The sequence below is a fragment of the Curtobacterium flaccumfaciens genome, assembly GCF_013359815.1.
Taxonomy (GTDB): Bacteria; Actinomycetota; Actinomycetes; order Actinomycetales; family Microbacteriaceae; genus Curtobacterium; species Curtobacterium flaccumfaciens.
Window position 1 is genome coordinate 1 of record NZ_JABMCF010000036.1, and the last position, 16,055, is coordinate 16,055.

Sequence of the window (16,055 nt, forward strand, 5' to 3'; positions counted from 1 at the left end):
GGCCAGCCCGGATCGGGCCAGCCCGCTTCCGGCCAGCCCGCCTGGAACGGCCAGCCCGCCTGGCAGCAGCAGCCTGGAGGCCCGCAGCAGTGGTCGGGTCAGCCCGCCCCCGCCGCGCAGCCGTCCGATGCGTTCGGTCGCTTCCTGCGGTCCGTGTCCGGCCGCGACTGGCTCGCGGCCGTGCTCGCCGCAGTCGGCGGCTGGGTCGCGGCGTACGTCGTCGCCGGGCTCTCGCTGCTCATCACCGTCGGACTGCTCGCGTCGGGCGGCAGCGGGTCGGCCGCTCCGTCCACCGGGTCCGGCACCGACCTCGGCGCGGGCTCGGCCCCCGACGTGGAGTCCCTGCTCTCCGGCGTGAGCGTCCTGCTCGGCGCGCCGGCGCAGCTCGTGGCCCTCGCCGACCTCGGCCGACTGCACCTGTCCGGGTCGATCGGGTTCCTCGGTTCCGGCTCGGGCTCGCTCGCCGTGGTGCCCGCGCTGGTGCTCGCCGCGCAGGTCGTCCTGGCCGTCGTGCTCACCCGCCGGATCCGCACGCGTGGCCTCGGCCGCACGCAGGTGCTCGTCACCGCGGTGGTCTCCGGCCTCGTCACCACCGTGCTCACGAACGTCGCCGCCGGCCTCTTCGCGATCCGGTTCCCGTCGGTGTCCGGTGCGGTCATCGAGCCGGTGCACGCCGTCGGCGCCGGCAGCATCATCGGCGCGTTCGTCATCGGGGCCCTGGCGGCACTCCTCGCCCGGCCCTCCGTCCTCGCCGGGCGCAACGTCTTCGCCGCCCGTCTGCTCGGCACGCTCCGGGTCGCGGCGTCGCAGCTCACGGTCCTCGTGGTGCTGGTCGCCCTCGTCGTCATCGTCGTCGCCCTGATCGCCCAGCCGTCCTACGGCTCCGCGTTGCCGCTCCTGCTCGGCAACGTCGCGATCGGACTGACCGCGCTCGGGTTCTTCGGTGGTGTGGGGACGTCTGGCTTCGGGTCCGCCAGCGACACCGCCTCGGTGTTCGGTGGAGCCGGTGGCTGGATCTGGCTCGTCGTGCTGTTCGTCGTCGTCACCTCGGTCGCGGCCGGGCTCGCCCTCGCCGTCCGCCGCAACGACCGGATCCGCACCACGCTCGACTGGGTCGTCACGCCGCTGGTGTGGTTCGCACTCGGTCTGCTCTGCTTCGTCCTCGGCACCGGCGTCGTCTCGTACCAGGTGAGCAGCACGAGCTCCGTGGACGGGTCGGGGTCGATCGGCATCGCGCCGTGGACGCCGATCGTCTTCGCCTTGTGGGGCGGCGCGATCGAGGTCGTCGCCCGGTACCTCGCCCCGGTGCTCCTGCCCCGCCTCGGCGGAGCCGTGGTGCTCCGGACGTCCCGCCTGGTCGGAGCGGACCCCCGCCCAGTCGTGCCGCCGGCGTTCCCGGCCGGGCCCGCTGCCGACCAGGGTGCTCCCGTCGCGCCCACCGCGACCGTCGACCCGGCCGCGCCCGGTGCGCCCGGCGCTCCCGTTGCGCCCGGCGCGCCTGGTGCCGCCGACGCACCGGCTGCCGCCGCGTGGAACACTCCCCCGGCCGCTGACCAGCACGTGCCGTACCCGCCGGCCGGGCCTACCCAGGAGCCCGCGTACGGCGTGCAGTCGATCTCCGGCGCGCAGCCGGCTGCCGGGTCGCAGCCGCCCTACGGCACGCAGCCCCCGTACGGCGCAGAACCGGCCTACGGGTCGCAGCCGTTCATCGGCGGTGGTGCCCCGGCTCCGGCACCGATGTCCCCGCGGGCCAAGAAGATCCTGGTCCGTTCGCTCATCGCCGGTGGCGCCGTGATCGTCGTCGTCATCGCCGGTGCGGTCACGACGAGTGTCCTCCGCACCAACGTCTGGGGTCCAGCGCCGACCGTGAAGTCCTACGTGCAGGCCATCGCCAGCGGTGACGCCGACACCGCCGCCGACCTGAGCGAGATCCCCGACGACGCGGCGATGCTCGACTCGAAGGTGCTCGGGAGCGCGAAGGACCGCCCGTCGGACATCCGCGTCGGCCGGGTCGCCCGGACCGGTGACACCGCCATCGCCACCCTGAGCTACACCCAGGACGGCAAGAACCGCTCCGGCCAGGTGTCGCTGCGGCGCACGGGCACCTCGTTCCTGGTGAAGGACGAGTGGCGTGTCACGCAGCCGCTGGCGCAGCAGGTCACCCTGACGGCCTCCGACGTCCTCGAGGGCGCTCCGGTGACCGTCGGCGGCAAGGAGATCGGGAAGATCAGCGACGGCAAGTTCACGTCCCTCGCCTACCCCGGCACCTACCAGGTCTCGGTCGGCGGGACGAAGTACTTCACCGGCGGCACCGAGAAGGTCGCCGTGGGCGCGGTCACGTCCGGCTACGTCGACTTCGCGCCGAAGGCGACCAAGGCACTCGAGCAGGACGCCGAGCAGTACGTGACCGACCTCATCGACGACTGCGCCGAGAAGACCGAACTCCGGGCCCTGAGCGGCTGCCCCTGGTACGGGCCCTACGACGCCGACGGCGGCGTGCAGTACGACGTCACGTCGATGCCCGAGCTGGAGGTCGAGGCGTCCCGCGCCGGCACCGTGATGGTGACGAGCACGAAGGACGGGAGCGTCTCGTACGGCTACACCTCGTACCTCGGTGACAAGAAGCGCGGCGAGGACTCGTTCGATGTGAACCAGTACCTGAAGGTGGAGGACGGCAAGCTCGTCTCCGCCTACTGAGCAGGAGCCGACCGAGCGGCTCCGCAGCACCACGACGGCCGACCCGGATCTCCCGGGTCGGCCGTCTCAGTAGGCTGACGAGCATGGTCAGGACACGGGCGTGGTGCAAGGGCGACACGGTCGAACGGGACTTCCCCGTCGACCGGATCTCCGACCTCGTCGCCGACCCGGACACCTTCGTCTGGATCGACTACACCGACCCGACGTCGGCGGACCTCGAGCAGATCGAGGAGGAGCTCGGCATCCACGCGCTCGCCGTCGAGGACGCCGTCGAGCACGGACAGCGGCCGAAGCTCGACCGGTACCGGGACAGCCTGTTCCTGGTCGTCTACGACGTGGGCGGCACGGACGACGAAGGTGACCTGATCACGCACGAGGTCAAGGCCTTCGTCACCGAACGGGCGCTCGTCACCATCCACGGGTCCGACGTCGACACCACCCCGATGGAACACCGGCTCACGGCGAACTCCGACATCGCCGAACACGGCGTGCCCTGGCTCGTCTGGGCGCTGCTCGACGCGGTCGTCGACCGGGCCACCGACACCGTCGAGGACCTCGAGCGGCAGATCGATGCGCTCGAGGACGACCTGTTCGAACCGGGCGACCCCCGCGAGCAGCAGATCCAGCGGCGGTCGTTCCGGCTCCGCAAGACCCTCGGGGTGCTCCGACGGCTGGTCGTCCCGACGCGGGACAGCGTCGCCTCGTTGCTGCACGGTGACGCGGAGACGATCTCGAACGGCATCCGGCCGTACTTCCGCGACGTCGAGGACCACCTCGTTTCGATCGCCGACTCCGTCGAACAGCTCCGTGACGCCGTGTCGAGCGTGCTCGACACGACGCTGAACCTGGCGTCGAACCGGCAGAACACCGTCATGAAGAAGGTCACGAGCTGGGCGGCGATCATCGCGATCCCCACCGGTGTGACGAGCTTCTTCGGGCAGAACGTGAAGTTCCCGGGCGAGGGCGCCTGGAGTGGTCTCTGGGCCTCGCTCGCGATCATCACCGCGTCGTCGCTCGTGCTCTACCGCGTCTTCAAGACCCGCGACTGGCTCTGACCGCGCACGGCACCGGCACCGGCACCGGCACCGCCTCGGCACCAGGCTCCGCCGGCGTCAGAGCGCGAGCGCCAGGACCCCGGCGACGACGGTGAGCGGCGCGACGACGCACCCGAGCGCCATGTACCGGCCCCAGGACAGGTGCACGCCCTCGGCCGACAGCCGTGCGTGCCACAACAGCGTCGCGAGCGAGGCCCACGGTGTGATGAGGCAGCCGGCGTTGACGCCGATGAGCAGCGCCGCGTACCGGACGGCCTCGTGCCCGGCGGCCGGTTCGAGCACCAGGTAGGCCGGCAGGTTGTCGATGCCGTTCGCGGCGACCGCGCCCGCTCCGCCGAGCAGCAGCAGCGGGCCGGTCCCGGTGCCGCCCTGCAGCGCGTGCACGATCGGGTCGGTGATGCCCGTCGTGTGCAGCGCCTCGACCACCACGAAGAGCCCGGCGGCGAACAGCAGGGTCGACCACGGCACGCGGGACACCCGGAGTTCGGACGGGGACCGGAACGCCGCGACCACGACGAGCACCGCGGCGGCCAGGACCGCGGCGATCCACACGGTCACCCCGGCCGTCAGGGCGACGACGAGCGCGACGAGCACCGCGGAGGCCGCCCAGAAGAACACCGGGTCCTTCGGCGTGCGGACGGACACCGGCGAGTAGCGGCCGAACAGCTTGCCGCGGAACACCACGAGCAGGACGACGCACGGCACGACCACCCCGGCGACCGCGGGCCAGGCCATCAGCCCGGCGAACGGCAGCGGGCCGCCGAGCCCCATCCGGTCGACGGCGAGCAGGTTCGTCAGGTTCGACACCGGCAGCAGCAGCGAGGCCGTGTTCGCGAGCCAGACCGTGGTCAGGGCGAACGGCATCGGGGGCAGTCCCACGCGCCGTGCGAGCGAGATCACGATGGGGGTGAGGAGCACCGCGGTGGTGTCGATCGACAGGAAGACGGTGCAGAGCACGGCGAGCACCACGACCGCGCCCCAGAGGCCGATGGTGCGCCCGCCACCGACCCGGGCGGCGACGTCGGCGAGGCGGTCGAACACCCCGGCGTCCGCGGCGAGCTCGGCGACGACGGTCAGCCCGAGCACGAACCCGAGGACCGGCAGGACCCGGTCGGCGAGGACGGCGAGGTCGTCGAGGGGCAGCAGCCCGAACACGACGCAGACCGCGCCGACCACGAGCAGGGCCGCTCCGATGACCGCTTGACGCACGAACACTCCTCCGGCAGACACCGCGGCAGGGTGACCGGCGGCGCTCCAATGTACGGGCCGGTAGCGTTGTCAGCACGACGACAGGAGGCCTCTGTGCGCAAGTTCATGTTCAACGGTGCGGTGTGGAGTTCGCTCATCAGCGGCTACAGCGTGCTGCAGACCACCCGCCAGGGACCGCGTGACTGGCGGCTCGCGCTGACCTGGGTCGCGTGGCTCGCCACGACGATCGTGGCGATCGGCACGGTCGTCGAGGACGACCGCGCGGTCAAGGCGCGCCAGTAGCTCGAGACGCGGCAGGGGGTCGCGGACGCGACCGGACTGACGGACGGGAGGCCCGGTGCCAGCTGGCACCGGGCCTCCCGTCCGTCGTCCGTCCCGTGCACGGCACGCGGTCACGTCACCGGGTCAACGCTCGGACTCCGGGATGCCGGAGGTCTGGATCGGTCCGGTGAAGAGCGCGCCGCGCTCGTCGTCACCGAACAGCTGCGAGTCCCCCTCTGCCGGGCGTCCGCGTCGGCGCGGTGCCGCCGCACCCGGCTCGGTGAGCTGCACCCGCTGGACCGGCAGGGCGTCCGGGTGGGTGCGCTGGATCCACTCGACCATCTCCTCGCGGACGTAGCAGCGGAGGTCGAACAGGCCTCCGGCGTCGGGTGCCGTCACGAGGATGCGGACCCGGACCAGTCCCCCGACGGCGTCCGTGACCTGGAGCACCTTGACCCGGCGGTCCCAGATCGTCGAGGTGTCGAGGATCCGGTCGAGCTCCGCCCGCATGTCCGCCGGGCTCACCCGCCAGTCGAGGTCGAACTCGACGGCACCGAGCAGTTCGCTGCCGGTCCGGGTCCAGTTCTCGAACGGCGTGCTCGTGAAGTACGTCGACGGCAGCACGAACCGACGGTCGTCCCACAGGTGCACGACGACGTAGGTCAGGGTGATCTCCTCGATCCGTCCCCACTGCTGCTCGACCACGACGACGTCGTCGACGCGGATCGACCCGGAGAACGCCAGCTGCATGCCGGCGAACACGTTGCCGAGCGTGGACTGCGCGGCGAGGCCCGCGACCACGGAGATGAGGCCGGCGCTGGCGAGCACGCTCGCGCCCGCGGCCTCGACCCCGTCGAAGGTCAGCAGGATCGCGCCGACCGCGATGATGACGAGCACGGCGACGGTGAGCCGCCGGATGATGAGCACCTGGGTGCGGATGCGACGCGCCTGCCGGTTGTCGGGCACGTCGATGCGGAAGCGGTGGAGCCCGAGGTCCTCGAGGAAGATCGCGACCTGGCACGCGAGCCAGCAACCGGTCGCGATCGTGACGATCAGGAAGGCGTGCGCGACCTCGTCGCGCCACGGGTAGTCGTCGGGGTTCCGCGGGATGCTCGACGTGAACGCGATCCAGAGCAGGACGACCAGCAGCACGGTGCGGAAGGGGTGCTTCGTCCGTCGCGAGAGCACGCCGGCCCAGCGTTCCCTGCGCGCGATCGCCCGGAGGACCAGGTGCAGGACGAGGGCGACGACGGCGGTGACGAGCAGGGCGAACCCGATCGCGACGAGGAGTCGGAGGAGGATGTCCATCCCTCCATGCAAGCAACGGACGACGGTCGTCGTTCAGGTTCGGGCAGCCGTCGGCTGTGCGGACGTTCAGTCGCTGCGGTTCGACCGAACCGGGTTTTGCGTGACGCCCCGGTCCGGTGCGCATGTAGGTTCTCTCGCATGACAGCGCAGAACGACACGGGTGGCAACCGAGCGCCGGCGAACGACTTCTCGCACGAGCAGGAGGGCTACCAGCACGGTCTGAAGCCCCGGCAACTGCAGATGATCGCGATCGGCGGCGCGATCGGCACCGGCCTCTTCCTCGGTGCCGGTGGACGCCTGCACACCGCGGGCCCCGCGCTCGCGCTGACCTACCTGGTCGCCGGGATCTTCGCCTTCTTCATCCTGCGGGCCCTGGGCGAGCTGGTGCTGCACCGCCCGTCCTCGGGGTCGTTCATCTCGTACGCCCGCGAGTTCTACGGCGAGAAGTTCGCGTACGCCGCCGGCTGGATGTACTTCCTGAACTGGGCGATGACCTCGATCGTCGACACCACCGCGGTCGCGATCTACCTGCAGTACTGGTCGGCCTTCACCGCGGCGCCGCAGTGGCTGCTGGCGCTGATCGCCCTGATCGTCGTCCTCGCGGCGAACATGGTCGCCGTGAAGGTGTTCGGCGAGCTCGAGTTCTGGTTCGCCCTGATCAAGGTCGCCGCACTGGTGGCGTTCCTCGTCGTCGCGATCATCTGGCTCGTCTTCGCGTTCCCCGTCGAGGCCGGTGGCGAGGCCGTGCGCACCGGCTTCTCGATCTGGGGCGACAACGGCGGGCTGTTCCCGAACGGGCTGCTCCCCGCGGTCATCGTGATCCAGGGTGTCGTCTTCGCCTACGCCGCGATCGAGCTCGTCGGCACGGCATCTGGTGAGACGCAGAACGCCGAGAAGGTCATCCCGCGCGCGATCAACTCCGTCGTCTTCCGCATCGCGGTCTTCTACGTCGGGTCGATCGTCCTGCTCTCCCTGCTGCTGCCGTACACGGCCTACAAGGAGGGCGAGAGCCCCTTCGTGACGTTCTTCTCGTCGCTCGGCAACCCGCACGTCGGTGCGATCGTCGGCGGCATCATGAACTTCGTCGTGCTCACCGCCGCGTTGTCGTCGCTGAACGCCGGCCTGTACTCCACCGGACGCGCGCTCCACTCGATGGGCATGAACGGTTCAGCGCCGAAGTGGACCACGAAGATGTCGAAGGGCGGCGTCCCCTACGCCGGCATCCTGCTCACCGCGGCGTTCACCGTCGCGGGCGTCGTGCTGAACTACTTCGTCCCGAAGCAGGCGTTCGAGATCGCGCTGAACATCGCCAGCCTCGGCATCATCACCGCGTGGGGCACGATCATCCTGTGCCAGATGCGACTGCGCCAGTGGGCCAAGCAGGGGCTCGCGAAGGAACCCTCGTTCAAGCTCCCCGGGGCGCCGGTCACCGCCTGGCTGACCCTGGCGTTCCTCGCCTCGGTCATCGTCCTGATGGCGATCGACTACCCCGTCGGCACGTACACGATCGCGTCGCTCGTCATCATCATCCCGCTGCTCGTCGTCGGCTGGTTCCTGCAGCGTGACCGCATCCTGCGCATCGCCGCCCTGCGTGAGGGCGTCACGGGCCCCTACCCGATCGGCGTCCGCGACCCCGCCGCCTCGGTGCGACGCGACGGCGACGGGAGCTAGCGCTCCGCTTGTCCCCGGAACGCAAGGCCCCAGCGCCGAACACGAGCGGTCCGGCACCCGTCGCTACCATCAGCGGGTGCCGGACCGCTCTCCTTCTCCCACCCTCGACCTGCAGCTCAGCTGGCGAGGTGCCTACGGACGCCTCCGGGTGTTCGCGGATCGTCTCGAGGCCGAGACCGACTACCAGCGCGAGACCCGCACCGTGGTGCCGATGGACGCGGTGCAGGGGTGGCGCCTCGGACCGTGCGACGAGGACGCCGTCTGCGTCGAGTTCATCGCCGGGCAGGACACCTACCGGGTGCTGCTCGACACCCCGGACGAGCAGCTCGCTGCGCTGGCGATCCGGAAGGTGCTCGGCCCGCCGCTGGAGTCCTGAGGACGCCGGTGCCGGGGCCCGGGGCCCGCAGCCCCGTTGCCCGGGGCCCCGTTGCCCGGGGGCCGGCTCAGTCGTCGGTGTCGACGCGGTCGGTGACGACGTCCCCCGAGCCGGCGTCGATGCGCACGCTGTGCTTCGTGCCGGACGAGTCGAGCACGTCGCCCTCCCAGACGACCGTGCCGACGTGGTCGTCGAGTCCGAGCTCGGTCACGGTCCCCGCGTGCAGGTCCTGGAAGGCGTCGACGGCCTGCTTGACGCTCAGGTCGGCGGCGGCGACGAAGCGCTCGTGCTCGGCCTTGTCGTCCGCGTCGGCGGCCTCGGTCTGCGGGGTGCCGGCGACCGCGGAACCGTCGGCGTCCGTGTGCACCTCGTGCTCGGTGCCGTCCTTCGTGACGACGAGGACCTCGTAGGCGGAAGCACCCTGCTCCTGCTCGACCGAGATGACGGTGCCCGAGCCGACCTCGCCGCGTGCGGTGGCGACGGCGGCGAGCAGGGCCTTGTTCGAGCCGGAGGACGCCGAGCCGGACGACGACGAGCCGGTGCCGGTGCCGGTGCCGGTGCCGGTGCCGGCCGAGTCCGTCGCCGACGAGCCGACCGAGCCGGAGCCGGCCGAGCCGGTGTCGTCGTCGGAGTCGTCGCTGGCGCACCCGGTGAGTGCGAGCGCCGCGACGATCGGCAGGGCGGCGAACGCGGCGATGCGGCGGGCGGAGGGCTTCTGGTGCTGGGTACGGGAGTTCATGTGGACGAGCATCGCGTCGGGGTGCTGAAGCAGCCCTGAAGCCGCCTGTTCAGCCGCCGAGTGCGATGCGGACGACGAACCGTGCGCCACCGAGCGGGGACGCGACCACCGTCGTCTCGCCGCCGTGAGCCCGCACGGCGTCGCGGACGATGGCGAGGCCGAGCCCCGCGCCGCCGGCGTCCCGGCTGCGGGCCTCGTCGAGACGGACGAACCGCTCGAAGACGCGCTCGCGCTCGTCCTCGGGGACGCCGGTGCCGTCGTCGTCGACCGTGAGCACCGCGGACCCGTCGTGCTCGGTGAGCGACACGGCGACGCGTGTGCTCGCGTGCCGGACGGCGTTGTCGACGAGGTTCCGGACCACCCCCGCCAGCACGCGCTCGTCACCGAGGACGCGCGCTGCCGAGATCGCCGAGCCGTCCACCCGCACCGTCGAGGCGTCGCCGTCCCGCGCCGGCGCGACACCGGCCGTCGACCGCGCCCGAGCCCGAGCCACCGCGTCGAGCGCCAGGTCGTCGAGGTCGACGGGGCGCCGCGTGCGGATCCCGCCCTCGTCGAGGCGGGAGAGCTCGAGCAGCCCGGTCACCAGGTCCTGCAGGCGCACCGCCTCGGACCGGACGACGTCAGCGAGGTCCGCCACCTCGGTCCGTTCCGGGTGCGCGACGGCGACCTCGGCGTGCTGCCGGATCGACGCGATCGGCGACCGGAGTTCGTGGGAGGCATCGGACACGAAGCGCCGCTGGCTCTCGGCGGACCGTTCGAGGCGGTCGAGCATGGCGTTCATGGTGCTCGCGAGCCGGGCGACCTCGTCGCCGGTGTCCGGGACCTCCACCCGGGCGTCGGGACGGGCCGCCCGGATCGTCTCGACCTCGGTGCGCATCCGTTCCACCGGCCGCAGCGAGCGCCCGGTGACGGCCCAGGTGACCGCGACCAGCAGGAGCACCAGCACGGGCACCCCCACGGCGAGGAGCACGACGGCGGTGCGGACCGCGGTGTCGGCCTGGTCGAGCGTGGCGCCGTAGACGAGCGTCGCCTCGCCGCCGCCGGGCAGGTCCACGTCGTCCGCCAGGAGCAGCCAGCGTTCGCCGTCGTGGGTCCACCGGGACTCGTCGGCGGTCGGGAGGGCGTCCCCGTCGGCGTCCTCGCCGTGCGCCAGGACCACTCCGCCGTCGCCGATCACCTGGACCAGGACGTCCTCGTAGCCGGTCACCGCGGCCGCACCGTCCGCCTCGACCCGGGAGGACACCTGCTCGAGACCGGCCTCGGCCGAGGTCCGCACGCCGTCGAGCAGCACGAGCCGCAGCACGACGACGAACGCGACAGCACCGATCACCAGTGCCGCGAGGACGACGGCACCGGCGCCGAGCGTGGTGCGGGCCCGGACCGACCGGGCGCGCCGTGGCCGGGCCGGTGCGACTCCGCTCGCACCGGGCTTCGGCCGCTCAGCCACCGTCCGCCGCCAAGCGGTACCCGGCACCACGGACCGTCTCGATCGCGGCGCGCCCGAACGGTCGGTCGAGCTTCCGGCGCAGGTGCCCGACGTACACCTCGACGATGTTCGGGTCGCCCTCGAAGTCGACGTCCCAGACGTTCTCGATGACGTCGCGCTTCGACCGGACCTGTCCCGGGTGCCGTGCGAGGTACTCGAGCACGGCGAACTCTCGGCTGGTCAGTTCGACGGGGGTCTCGCCGCGGGCCACGGTGCGCGCAGCGGGGTCGACCACCAGGTCGCCGAGGGTCAGCACGGTGGGGCGCTCACGGGCACCCCGTCGGACGAGCGCCCGCAGCCGTGCGACGAGCACCGGGTGCGAGAACGGCTTGGTGACGTAGTCGTCGGCCCCCGCGTCGAGCGCCTCGACCTGGTCCCACTCGCCGTCCTTGGCCGTCAGCATGAGCACGGGGGTCCAGTCACCGTCGGCGCGGAGCTGCGCGCACACGGCCCAGCCGCTCAGGCCGGGCATCATCAGGTCGAGCACGATCGCGTCGTAGCGGAACTCACGCGCGTGCCACAGACCGTCCACGCCGTCGTTCGCGACGTCGACCGCGCACCCCTCGGCCTCGAGGCCGCGGCGCACGCCGTCGGCGAGCCGGACCTCGTCGTCGACCACCAGCACCCGCATGGGGTCGATCCTGCCGTGCCCCGCTGAAGCAGGGCTGAAGCGGCCCGCCAGCGCGGCTCGCGACGGTGCCCGGGGCGGACGGGAGGCCCGTGGCGGCGCCGCCACGGGCCTCCCGTCCGGCGGTGGTCCGGACCAGGGCCGCGCCGACCCGGCGGGCTCAGACCAGCAGCAGGATCCCGGCGATCACGGACGCGACGGCGATCGCGAGCGCGATGAGCAGGAGCACGAGGTGCACCGTGTAGAACGTCGTCGGCTTCCCGGCGGCGTCGCGGGCACGCGAGTCCTTCGCGACGCGCTGGAAGAAGCGCGGCCAGGTGACGACGTTGAAGACGGCGCCGATGAACAGGACGACTGCGGCGAAGACGAGCACGGGACGATCCTAGTGAACGTTCGCGGCGACGATGCCGGTACGTCGACGCCGGGCGGGTGGTGCTCGGCCGCCCCCAACGCGGCCGAGTCCCGACCCGGCAGGCCACAGGATCTGTAGCACTTGCTACAGACTGTACACGGCCTGTTCGGCAGCGTCGAGGGACTACGCCGTCTCGAGCGCGGCCTCGGCGTCGGCGAGGGCGGCACGCTCGGCGTCGGTCAGGGACGCCCGTGCTCCCCGGACGCCGTCGTTGATCTCGACGATGCGGCGGCTGAGCCGGGTCGCGGGGTCGTCGGTCGGCGGGTAGGCGTTGTCCACGCCGATCCGTTCGTGCAGCGGCGCCAGGCGGCGGAGCGCATCGTCCACACGGCGGGCACGGCGGCGGCGGGAGATCCGGTGCCCGACGACGAGCAGGAGCATGCCGGACGCCACGCACAGCACGGCTCCCGGCGTGGTGACGTCGTAGGGTAGCGAGAGCGCGTGCGTGACGTCCAGGTCGCCGGCGACGTGGGCGACGTCCATCACGACGACCACGACCATGCGGACGACCCCGAGCACCCCGCCGAGGACCAGGACCCACAGCCCCACCAGGTCGGTGGTCGTCCGGGCTTCGCGCAGCCGGAGCACGCAGATGAACCCCGTGGCGCCGAGGGCCACTCCGAGGTACACGGTCTGCGCGATCGAGTAGACGGTGGCAGCCGGGTGCGAGCCGGCGTCGAGCATGAAGGTCGTCGTCGTCGCGGGCTTCTCGAGCACGGTGAACGCGACGACGACCACCACGACGACCACGACGAACGACACCACGACCGCGTTCCGGAGCCAGGGCCGCGCCGCGCCGACCGCCTTCGCCACGCCCCACAGCAGCGTGCTCGTGCCGGCCACCATGAGGCAGTCGCTGATGACGGTGACGACGTTGAACCCGCCGAGCAGCGGGTCGAGCCACCGGTACAGCGGGTCGACGTTCGTCACGATGGTGGCGGCGAAGAGCAGGAACGTGAACGCCAGGGTGCGGTCCTGCCCGCGCTGCAGGACCAACAGCACGATCGTCCCGACGATGAGCAGCACCGCCTGGACGACGGCGATGATCACCCGAAGACCCCGCGGAAGGCGCTCGGGCGGCCGCGGTGCTGGCGGATCACGGTGGCCAGGCGGTCGGCGAAGACCTCGGCCTCGTGCTCGTAGGTGTTCGAGAACAGCCCACGGGCGAGTGCCCGCTCGACCTTGTACTCGGGCAGGTCGGGGATGACGTCACGGATGTAGGCGCTCTGCGGGGCGTGCTCCTGGTGCCGGTGCAGGACGTGTCCGAGCTCGTGCCCGATCACGAACGAGCGGAACGTCGGCGAGGTCGTCGGGGAGATCATCACGAGGTGCGCGTGCTCGAGGGTGGCCACGAAGCCGCACACGGGTTCGGCGGCCAGGAACGACTCCTCGCGCACCACGATCGGCTTGCCGACGACGTCAGCGGCGGCGGCGACGGCCTGGTCGACGTCCGACCACCCCTCGGCGGCACCACGAGCCCAGAACGCCTCGACGAGGGCGTCGGTCATGCGACGCTCCCCCGCTGCGATTCCTCCTCGAGCACCTCGGCGATGCGCCGCAGCGCGTCGGGTGAGAGCTCACCGGGGAAGGTCCGGGCCGCGAAGCCGCTCACCCGGGCGGACCGCAGGGACCGGACGAGTGCGAGCTGGGCACCGATCCGTTCCGGTACCTCGCTGTCCTCGAGCAGGAAGCGTTCGTCGACCTCGAAGTACCCGGCCAGCAGGCGCAGGAGCTCGGTGTCGCGGTTGCGGCGGCCGTCGCCGGAGAGCATGTAGGTCCACTTCGCCCGCGACAGCGAGCCGCCGTGCGCCGCGACGTACTCCTCGATCGAGGAGAACGGCACCGGGGCGCCACGCTGCGACTCCTCGAAGTCGAGGAGCAGGTTGAGGCGGCGCGCGAGCTCGGCGGCGTCGAGCGCCCCGCCCTTCAGATCACCCGTGTCCATCTCGGACTCCTCCCCAGCCGTGTCCGCGCGACCTGTGGGTCCGGCGCGTGGACGCCATGCTAGCGCGGGTGCCCGGCACTCGCGCCGCTACCCTCGTGGGCATGCCCCGCCGCTTCCCCGCCACCGTCGCGGCACCGGTCGAGCACGAGATCGTCATCACGAAGTCGCGGTTCATCACGACCGTCGCGCCGGTTACCGGGGTCGAGGACGCCGACCGCGTGATCGCCGAGGTCCGCCGGCGGTACTGGGACGCCCGGCACAACTGCACGGCGATGGTCACCGGCGTGCTCGGCGACCAGGCCCGTTCCTCGGACGACGGGGAGCCCTCCGGCACCGCGGGCGTCCCGATGCTCGAGGTCCTGCGACGCCGCGGGCTGACCGACGTCGTCGCGGTCGTCACGCGGTACTTCGGCGGGGTCAAGCTCGGTGCCGGCGGACTGGTCCGGGCCTACTCGACCTCGGTGTCCGAGGCGCTCGACACGGCGGTCCTCGTCCGTCGCGAGGCCCTGACGCAGGTGCGCTTCGACGTCGACCACGCCGACGCCGGGCGGCTCGACAACGTGCTGCGCGACTGGGTGCGGCACCACCACGCGACGCTCGGTCCGACCGAGTACGGGCAGGCGGCGACCTTCGAGGTGTGGGTCCCCCACGAGGCGCTCGGCGCCCTGACCGCCGACCTCGCCGCCGCCTCGGCCGGTTCGCTCGAACCCGTCATCGGCGAGGAGCGGATCGTCGACGTCCGCGCCGACTGAATTCGCGGTTCCTGCACACCTCGGGCGTGTCTCGGCATCGGCGTGGAAACCCGCCGGGAACGCACGAACGCCCCGACTCGATGAGCCGGGGCGTTCGTCCCGCGGTGCACCCCCTCGGACTTGAACCGAGAACCCACTGATTAAGAGTCAGTTGCTCTGCCAATTGAGCTAGAGGTGCATGTTCCGGCTTCCGTGCCGCAACGGGAATCAACAATAGCATGGGTTTCGCGCGCCAACGACCACTCGCGGGCGCACGACGCGAACAGGAGCACCATGACCGACCGTCTCGTCCCCGGCGACACCGCCCCCGACTTCACGCTGCCCGACCAGGACGGCGTCGAGCACTCCCTCGCTGCCCTCCGTGGCAAGAAGGTCATCGTGTACTTCTACCCGGCGGCGTCCACCCCGGGCTGCACCACCGAGGCCTGCGACTTCCGCGACAACATGTCCTCGCTGCAGGCCGCCGGCTACGAGGTCCTCGGCGTCTCGAAGGACGAGCAGGCGAAGCTCAAGACGTTCCAGCACGAGCAGGCGCTGACCTTCCCGCTGCTGAGCGACCCCGACCTCGCCGTGCACAAGGCCTACGCGGCCTGGGGTGAGAAGAACAACTACGGCAAGATCGTCACCGGCACGATCCGGTCCACGATCGTGGTCGACGAGGACGGCGCCGTGCAGCTGCCGCTCTACAACGTCAAGGCCACCGGGCACGTGGCGAGCCTGCGGAAGAAGCTCGGCCTGGTCTGAGGGCCGGCCACGCACTGGAGGCCCGGTGCCGGTTCCGAGAACCGGCACCGGGCCTCCAGTGCGTGGCGGACCAGACCGCCTACTCGGCCGGACGCGCGAGCGCGGCGGTCACCGACCGCGACAGCACCAGCGTGATGCCGAGCAGGGCCGGGACGAGCAGCACCCAGCCGACCGCGGCGACGCGGAAGACGCCCTGGAACGCCCCGATCGCGATGGCACCCTGCAGGACCTGCCAGACGATGATGCCGGAGCGCACCCACGCCCGGCCCTGCCACAGGCCGTTCAGCAGCGCACCGAGCCAGAGCGCAGCGATGGCGACGAGGACGGTGAGGGCGATGCCGGAGGCGATGCTCGTGGCCGGGGCGACGAGCAGTTCGACGACCAGGACGACGGTGACGACCACCAGCGCGAGGAACTCGAGGCCGACCACGGCGAGCAGCCCCAGCATCGCCGGCGACCGGCGCGCGACGGGTGCGGAGGGTTCGGTGTCGTTCGGGGTGTCGTCGTGCACAGTGATCCTCCAGCATCGGAACCCTTGATTTGGCCCTACCAGTATGGAACGATATTGGAGGTCGTTTGGACGGCACGATGTGGTGTGCGTCTCCCGTGGTTCATCGCTCCTCCCCCGAGCGTCTCGCGGGCGTCAGACACGCTTCCTGCGGACTCCTCCCCACAGTTGTCCCCTCCATGCCGCATGCATGGTCAGCGGTCCGATCCCCCGAGCCACGGCCCCGGCCTGCCGTTCGAGCATCGACATCAAGGAGCACCACAC

The 16,055-nt window shown here is 71.7% G+C and carries 16 protein-coding genes, 1 tRNA gene and 1 pseudogene; 7 read left to right on the top strand and 11 right to left on the bottom strand.

Annotated features, from left to right (window positions below; all coding sequences use genetic code 11):
* Both HP445_RS08155 and HP445_RS08160 read left to right on the top strand, forming a co-directional pair.
* Positions 1-2,697 (top strand): annotated as a pseudogene (locus tag HP445_RS08155) (hypothetical protein); the annotation flags it as partial.
* Between the two features lie 83 nt (positions 2,698-2,780).
* Positions 2,781-3,752, top strand: a complete 972-nt coding sequence (locus HP445_RS08160; RefSeq protein WP_111089174.1) for a magnesium transporter CorA family protein — start codon at positions 2,781-2,783, stop codon at positions 3,750-3,752.
* Positions 3,753-3,809: 57 nt separating this feature from the next.
* On the opposite strand, the gene HP445_RS08165 is transcribed toward HP445_RS08160, so the two are convergent.
* Positions 3,810-4,961 carry an SLC13 family permease gene (locus tag HP445_RS08165; protein ID WP_128780677.1) on the bottom strand — a complete coding sequence of 384 codons (1,152 nt, stop codon included), beginning with the start codon at positions 4,959-4,961 and terminating at the stop codon, positions 3,810-3,812.
* A gap of 93 nt (positions 4,962-5,054) precedes the next feature.
* On the opposite strand from HP445_RS08165, the gene HP445_RS08170 reads away from it, so the two are divergent.
* Entirely contained in the window at positions 5,055-5,243 is a 189-nt protein-coding gene (locus HP445_RS08170; protein ID WP_027466522.1) for a hypothetical protein, read from the top strand.
* A 123-nt stretch (positions 5,244-5,366) separates the two neighbouring features.
* On the opposite strand, the gene HP445_RS08175 is transcribed toward HP445_RS08170, so the two are convergent.
* Positions 5,367-6,530, bottom strand: a complete 1,164-nt coding sequence (locus HP445_RS08175) for a mechanosensitive ion channel family protein (protein ID WP_111095550.1) — start codon at positions 6,528-6,530, stop codon at positions 5,367-5,369.
* A gap of 138 nt (positions 6,531-6,668) precedes the next feature.
* Between HP445_RS08175 and HP445_RS08180 the strand changes: the two genes are divergently transcribed.
* Both HP445_RS08180 and HP445_RS08185 read left to right on the top strand, forming a co-directional pair.
* Complete coding sequence (locus HP445_RS08180) at positions 6,669-8,201, top strand: amino acid permease (RefSeq protein ID WP_111031878.1); 1,533 nt, start codon at positions 6,669-6,671, stop codon at positions 8,199-8,201.
* Positions 8,202-8,277: 76 nt separating this feature from the next.
* A complete protein-coding gene (locus HP445_RS08185; RefSeq protein ID WP_128780676.1) occupies positions 8,278-8,577 on the top strand; it encodes a hypothetical protein in 300 nt (99 codons plus the stop codon).
* A gap of 67 nt (positions 8,578-8,644) precedes the next feature.
* Here HP445_RS08185 and HP445_RS08190 read toward each other — a convergent pair whose 3' ends face one another.
* The 7 genes from HP445_RS08190 to HP445_RS08220 all read right to left on the bottom strand — a co-directional run bounded on the left by HP445_RS08190 (position 8,645) and on the right by HP445_RS08220 (position 13,787).
* Complete coding sequence (locus HP445_RS08190; protein WP_128780675.1) at positions 8,645-9,316, bottom strand: PepSY domain-containing protein; 672 nt, start codon at positions 9,314-9,316, stop codon at positions 8,645-8,647.
* Positions 9,317-9,365: 49 nt separating this feature from the next.
* Positions 9,366-10,763 carry a sensor histidine kinase gene (locus HP445_RS08195; protein WP_128780674.1) on the bottom strand — a complete coding sequence of 466 codons (1,398 nt, stop codon included), beginning with the start codon at positions 10,761-10,763 and terminating at the stop codon, positions 9,366-9,368.
* Entirely contained in the window at positions 10,756-11,433 is a 678-nt protein-coding gene (locus tag HP445_RS08200) for a response regulator transcription factor (protein ID WP_128780673.1), read from the bottom strand. The genes HP445_RS08195 and HP445_RS08200 overlap by 8 nt, the downstream gene beginning before the upstream one ends.
* 157 nt (positions 11,434-11,590) lie before the next feature.
* Positions 11,591-11,803: an SCO4848 family membrane protein gene (locus HP445_RS08205; RefSeq protein WP_027466517.1), complete on the bottom strand. Its 213-nt coding sequence runs from the start codon at positions 11,801-11,803 to the stop codon at positions 11,591-11,593.
* A gap of 162 nt (positions 11,804-11,965) precedes the next feature.
* Positions 11,966-12,892 (bottom strand): hypothetical protein, encoded by a 927-nt coding sequence (locus HP445_RS08210; RefSeq protein ID WP_128780672.1) that lies wholly within the window; start codon positions 12,890-12,892, stop codon positions 11,966-11,968.
* Positions 12,889-13,350, bottom strand: coding sequence for an ImmA/IrrE family metallo-endopeptidase (locus tag HP445_RS08215; RefSeq protein ID WP_111024367.1), 462 nt, complete (start codon positions 13,348-13,350; stop codon positions 12,889-12,891). The genes HP445_RS08210 and HP445_RS08215 overlap by 4 nt, the downstream gene beginning before the upstream one ends.
* On the bottom strand, positions 13,347-13,787 hold the full coding sequence (locus tag HP445_RS08220; RefSeq protein WP_051596928.1) for a hypothetical protein: 441 nt from the start codon (positions 13,785-13,787) through the stop codon (positions 13,347-13,349). Before HP445_RS08220 ends, HP445_RS08215 begins: the two co-directional genes overlap by 4 nt.
* 101 nt (positions 13,788-13,888) lie before the next feature.
* Between HP445_RS08220 and HP445_RS08225 the strand changes: the two genes are divergently transcribed.
* Positions 13,889-14,539, top strand: a complete 651-nt coding sequence (locus HP445_RS08225) for a YigZ family protein (protein WP_217499814.1) — start codon at positions 13,889-13,891, stop codon at positions 14,537-14,539.
* 105 nt (positions 14,540-14,644) lie between these two features.
* On the opposite strand, the gene HP445_RS08230 is transcribed toward HP445_RS08225, so the two are convergent.
* A tRNA-Lys gene (locus tag HP445_RS08230) sits at positions 14,645-14,717 on the bottom strand.
* A 95-nt stretch (positions 14,718-14,812) separates the two neighbouring features.
* On the opposite strand from HP445_RS08230, the gene bcp reads away from it, so the two are divergent.
* Entirely contained in the window at positions 14,813-15,283 is a 471-nt protein-coding gene (gene bcp / locus HP445_RS08235) for a thioredoxin-dependent thiol peroxidase (RefSeq protein WP_111029495.1), read from the top strand.
* Between the two features lie 79 nt (positions 15,284-15,362).
* Here the strand turns inward: bcp and HP445_RS08240 are convergent, their stop codons facing one another.
* Entirely contained in the window at positions 15,363-15,794 is a 432-nt protein-coding gene (locus HP445_RS08240; RefSeq protein ID WP_128780671.1) for a hypothetical protein, read from the bottom strand.
* Between the last annotated feature and the right edge of the window lie 261 nt (positions 15,795-16,055).

Excerpts from the sequence above, each read along its gene's own strand:
- bcp (WP_111029495.1), top strand. The coding sequence starts at position 14,813 with ATGACCGACCGTCTCGTCCCCGGCGACACCGCCCCCGACTTCACGCTG.
- HP445_RS08160 (WP_111089174.1), top strand. The coding sequence starts at position 2,781 with ATGGTCAGGACACGGGCGTGGTGCAAGGGCGACACGGTCGAACGGGAC.
- HP445_RS08220 (WP_051596928.1), bottom strand. The coding sequence starts at position 13,787 with ATGGACACGGGTGATCTGAAGGGCGGGGCGCTCGACGCCGCCGAGCTC.
- HP445_RS08215 (WP_111024367.1), bottom strand. The coding sequence starts at position 13,350 with ATGACCGACGCCCTCGTCGAGGCGTTCTGGGCTCGTGGTGCCGCCGAG.
- HP445_RS08175 (WP_111095550.1), bottom strand. The coding sequence starts at position 6,530 with ATGGACATCCTCCTCCGACTCCTCGTCGCGATCGGGTTCGCCCTGCTC.
- HP445_RS08200 (WP_128780673.1), bottom strand. The coding sequence starts at position 11,433 with ATGCGGGTGCTGGTGGTCGACGACGAGGTCCGGCTCGCCGACGGCGTG.
- HP445_RS08180 (WP_111031878.1), top strand. The coding sequence starts at position 6,669 with ATGACAGCGCAGAACGACACGGGTGGCAACCGAGCGCCGGCGAACGAC.
- HP445_RS08190 (WP_128780675.1), bottom strand. The coding sequence starts at position 9,316 with ATGAACTCCCGTACCCAGCACCAGAAGCCCTCCGCCCGCCGCATCGCC.
- HP445_RS08225 (WP_217499814.1), top strand. The coding sequence starts at position 13,889 with ATGCCCCGCCGCTTCCCCGCCACCGTCGCGGCACCGGTCGAGCACGAG.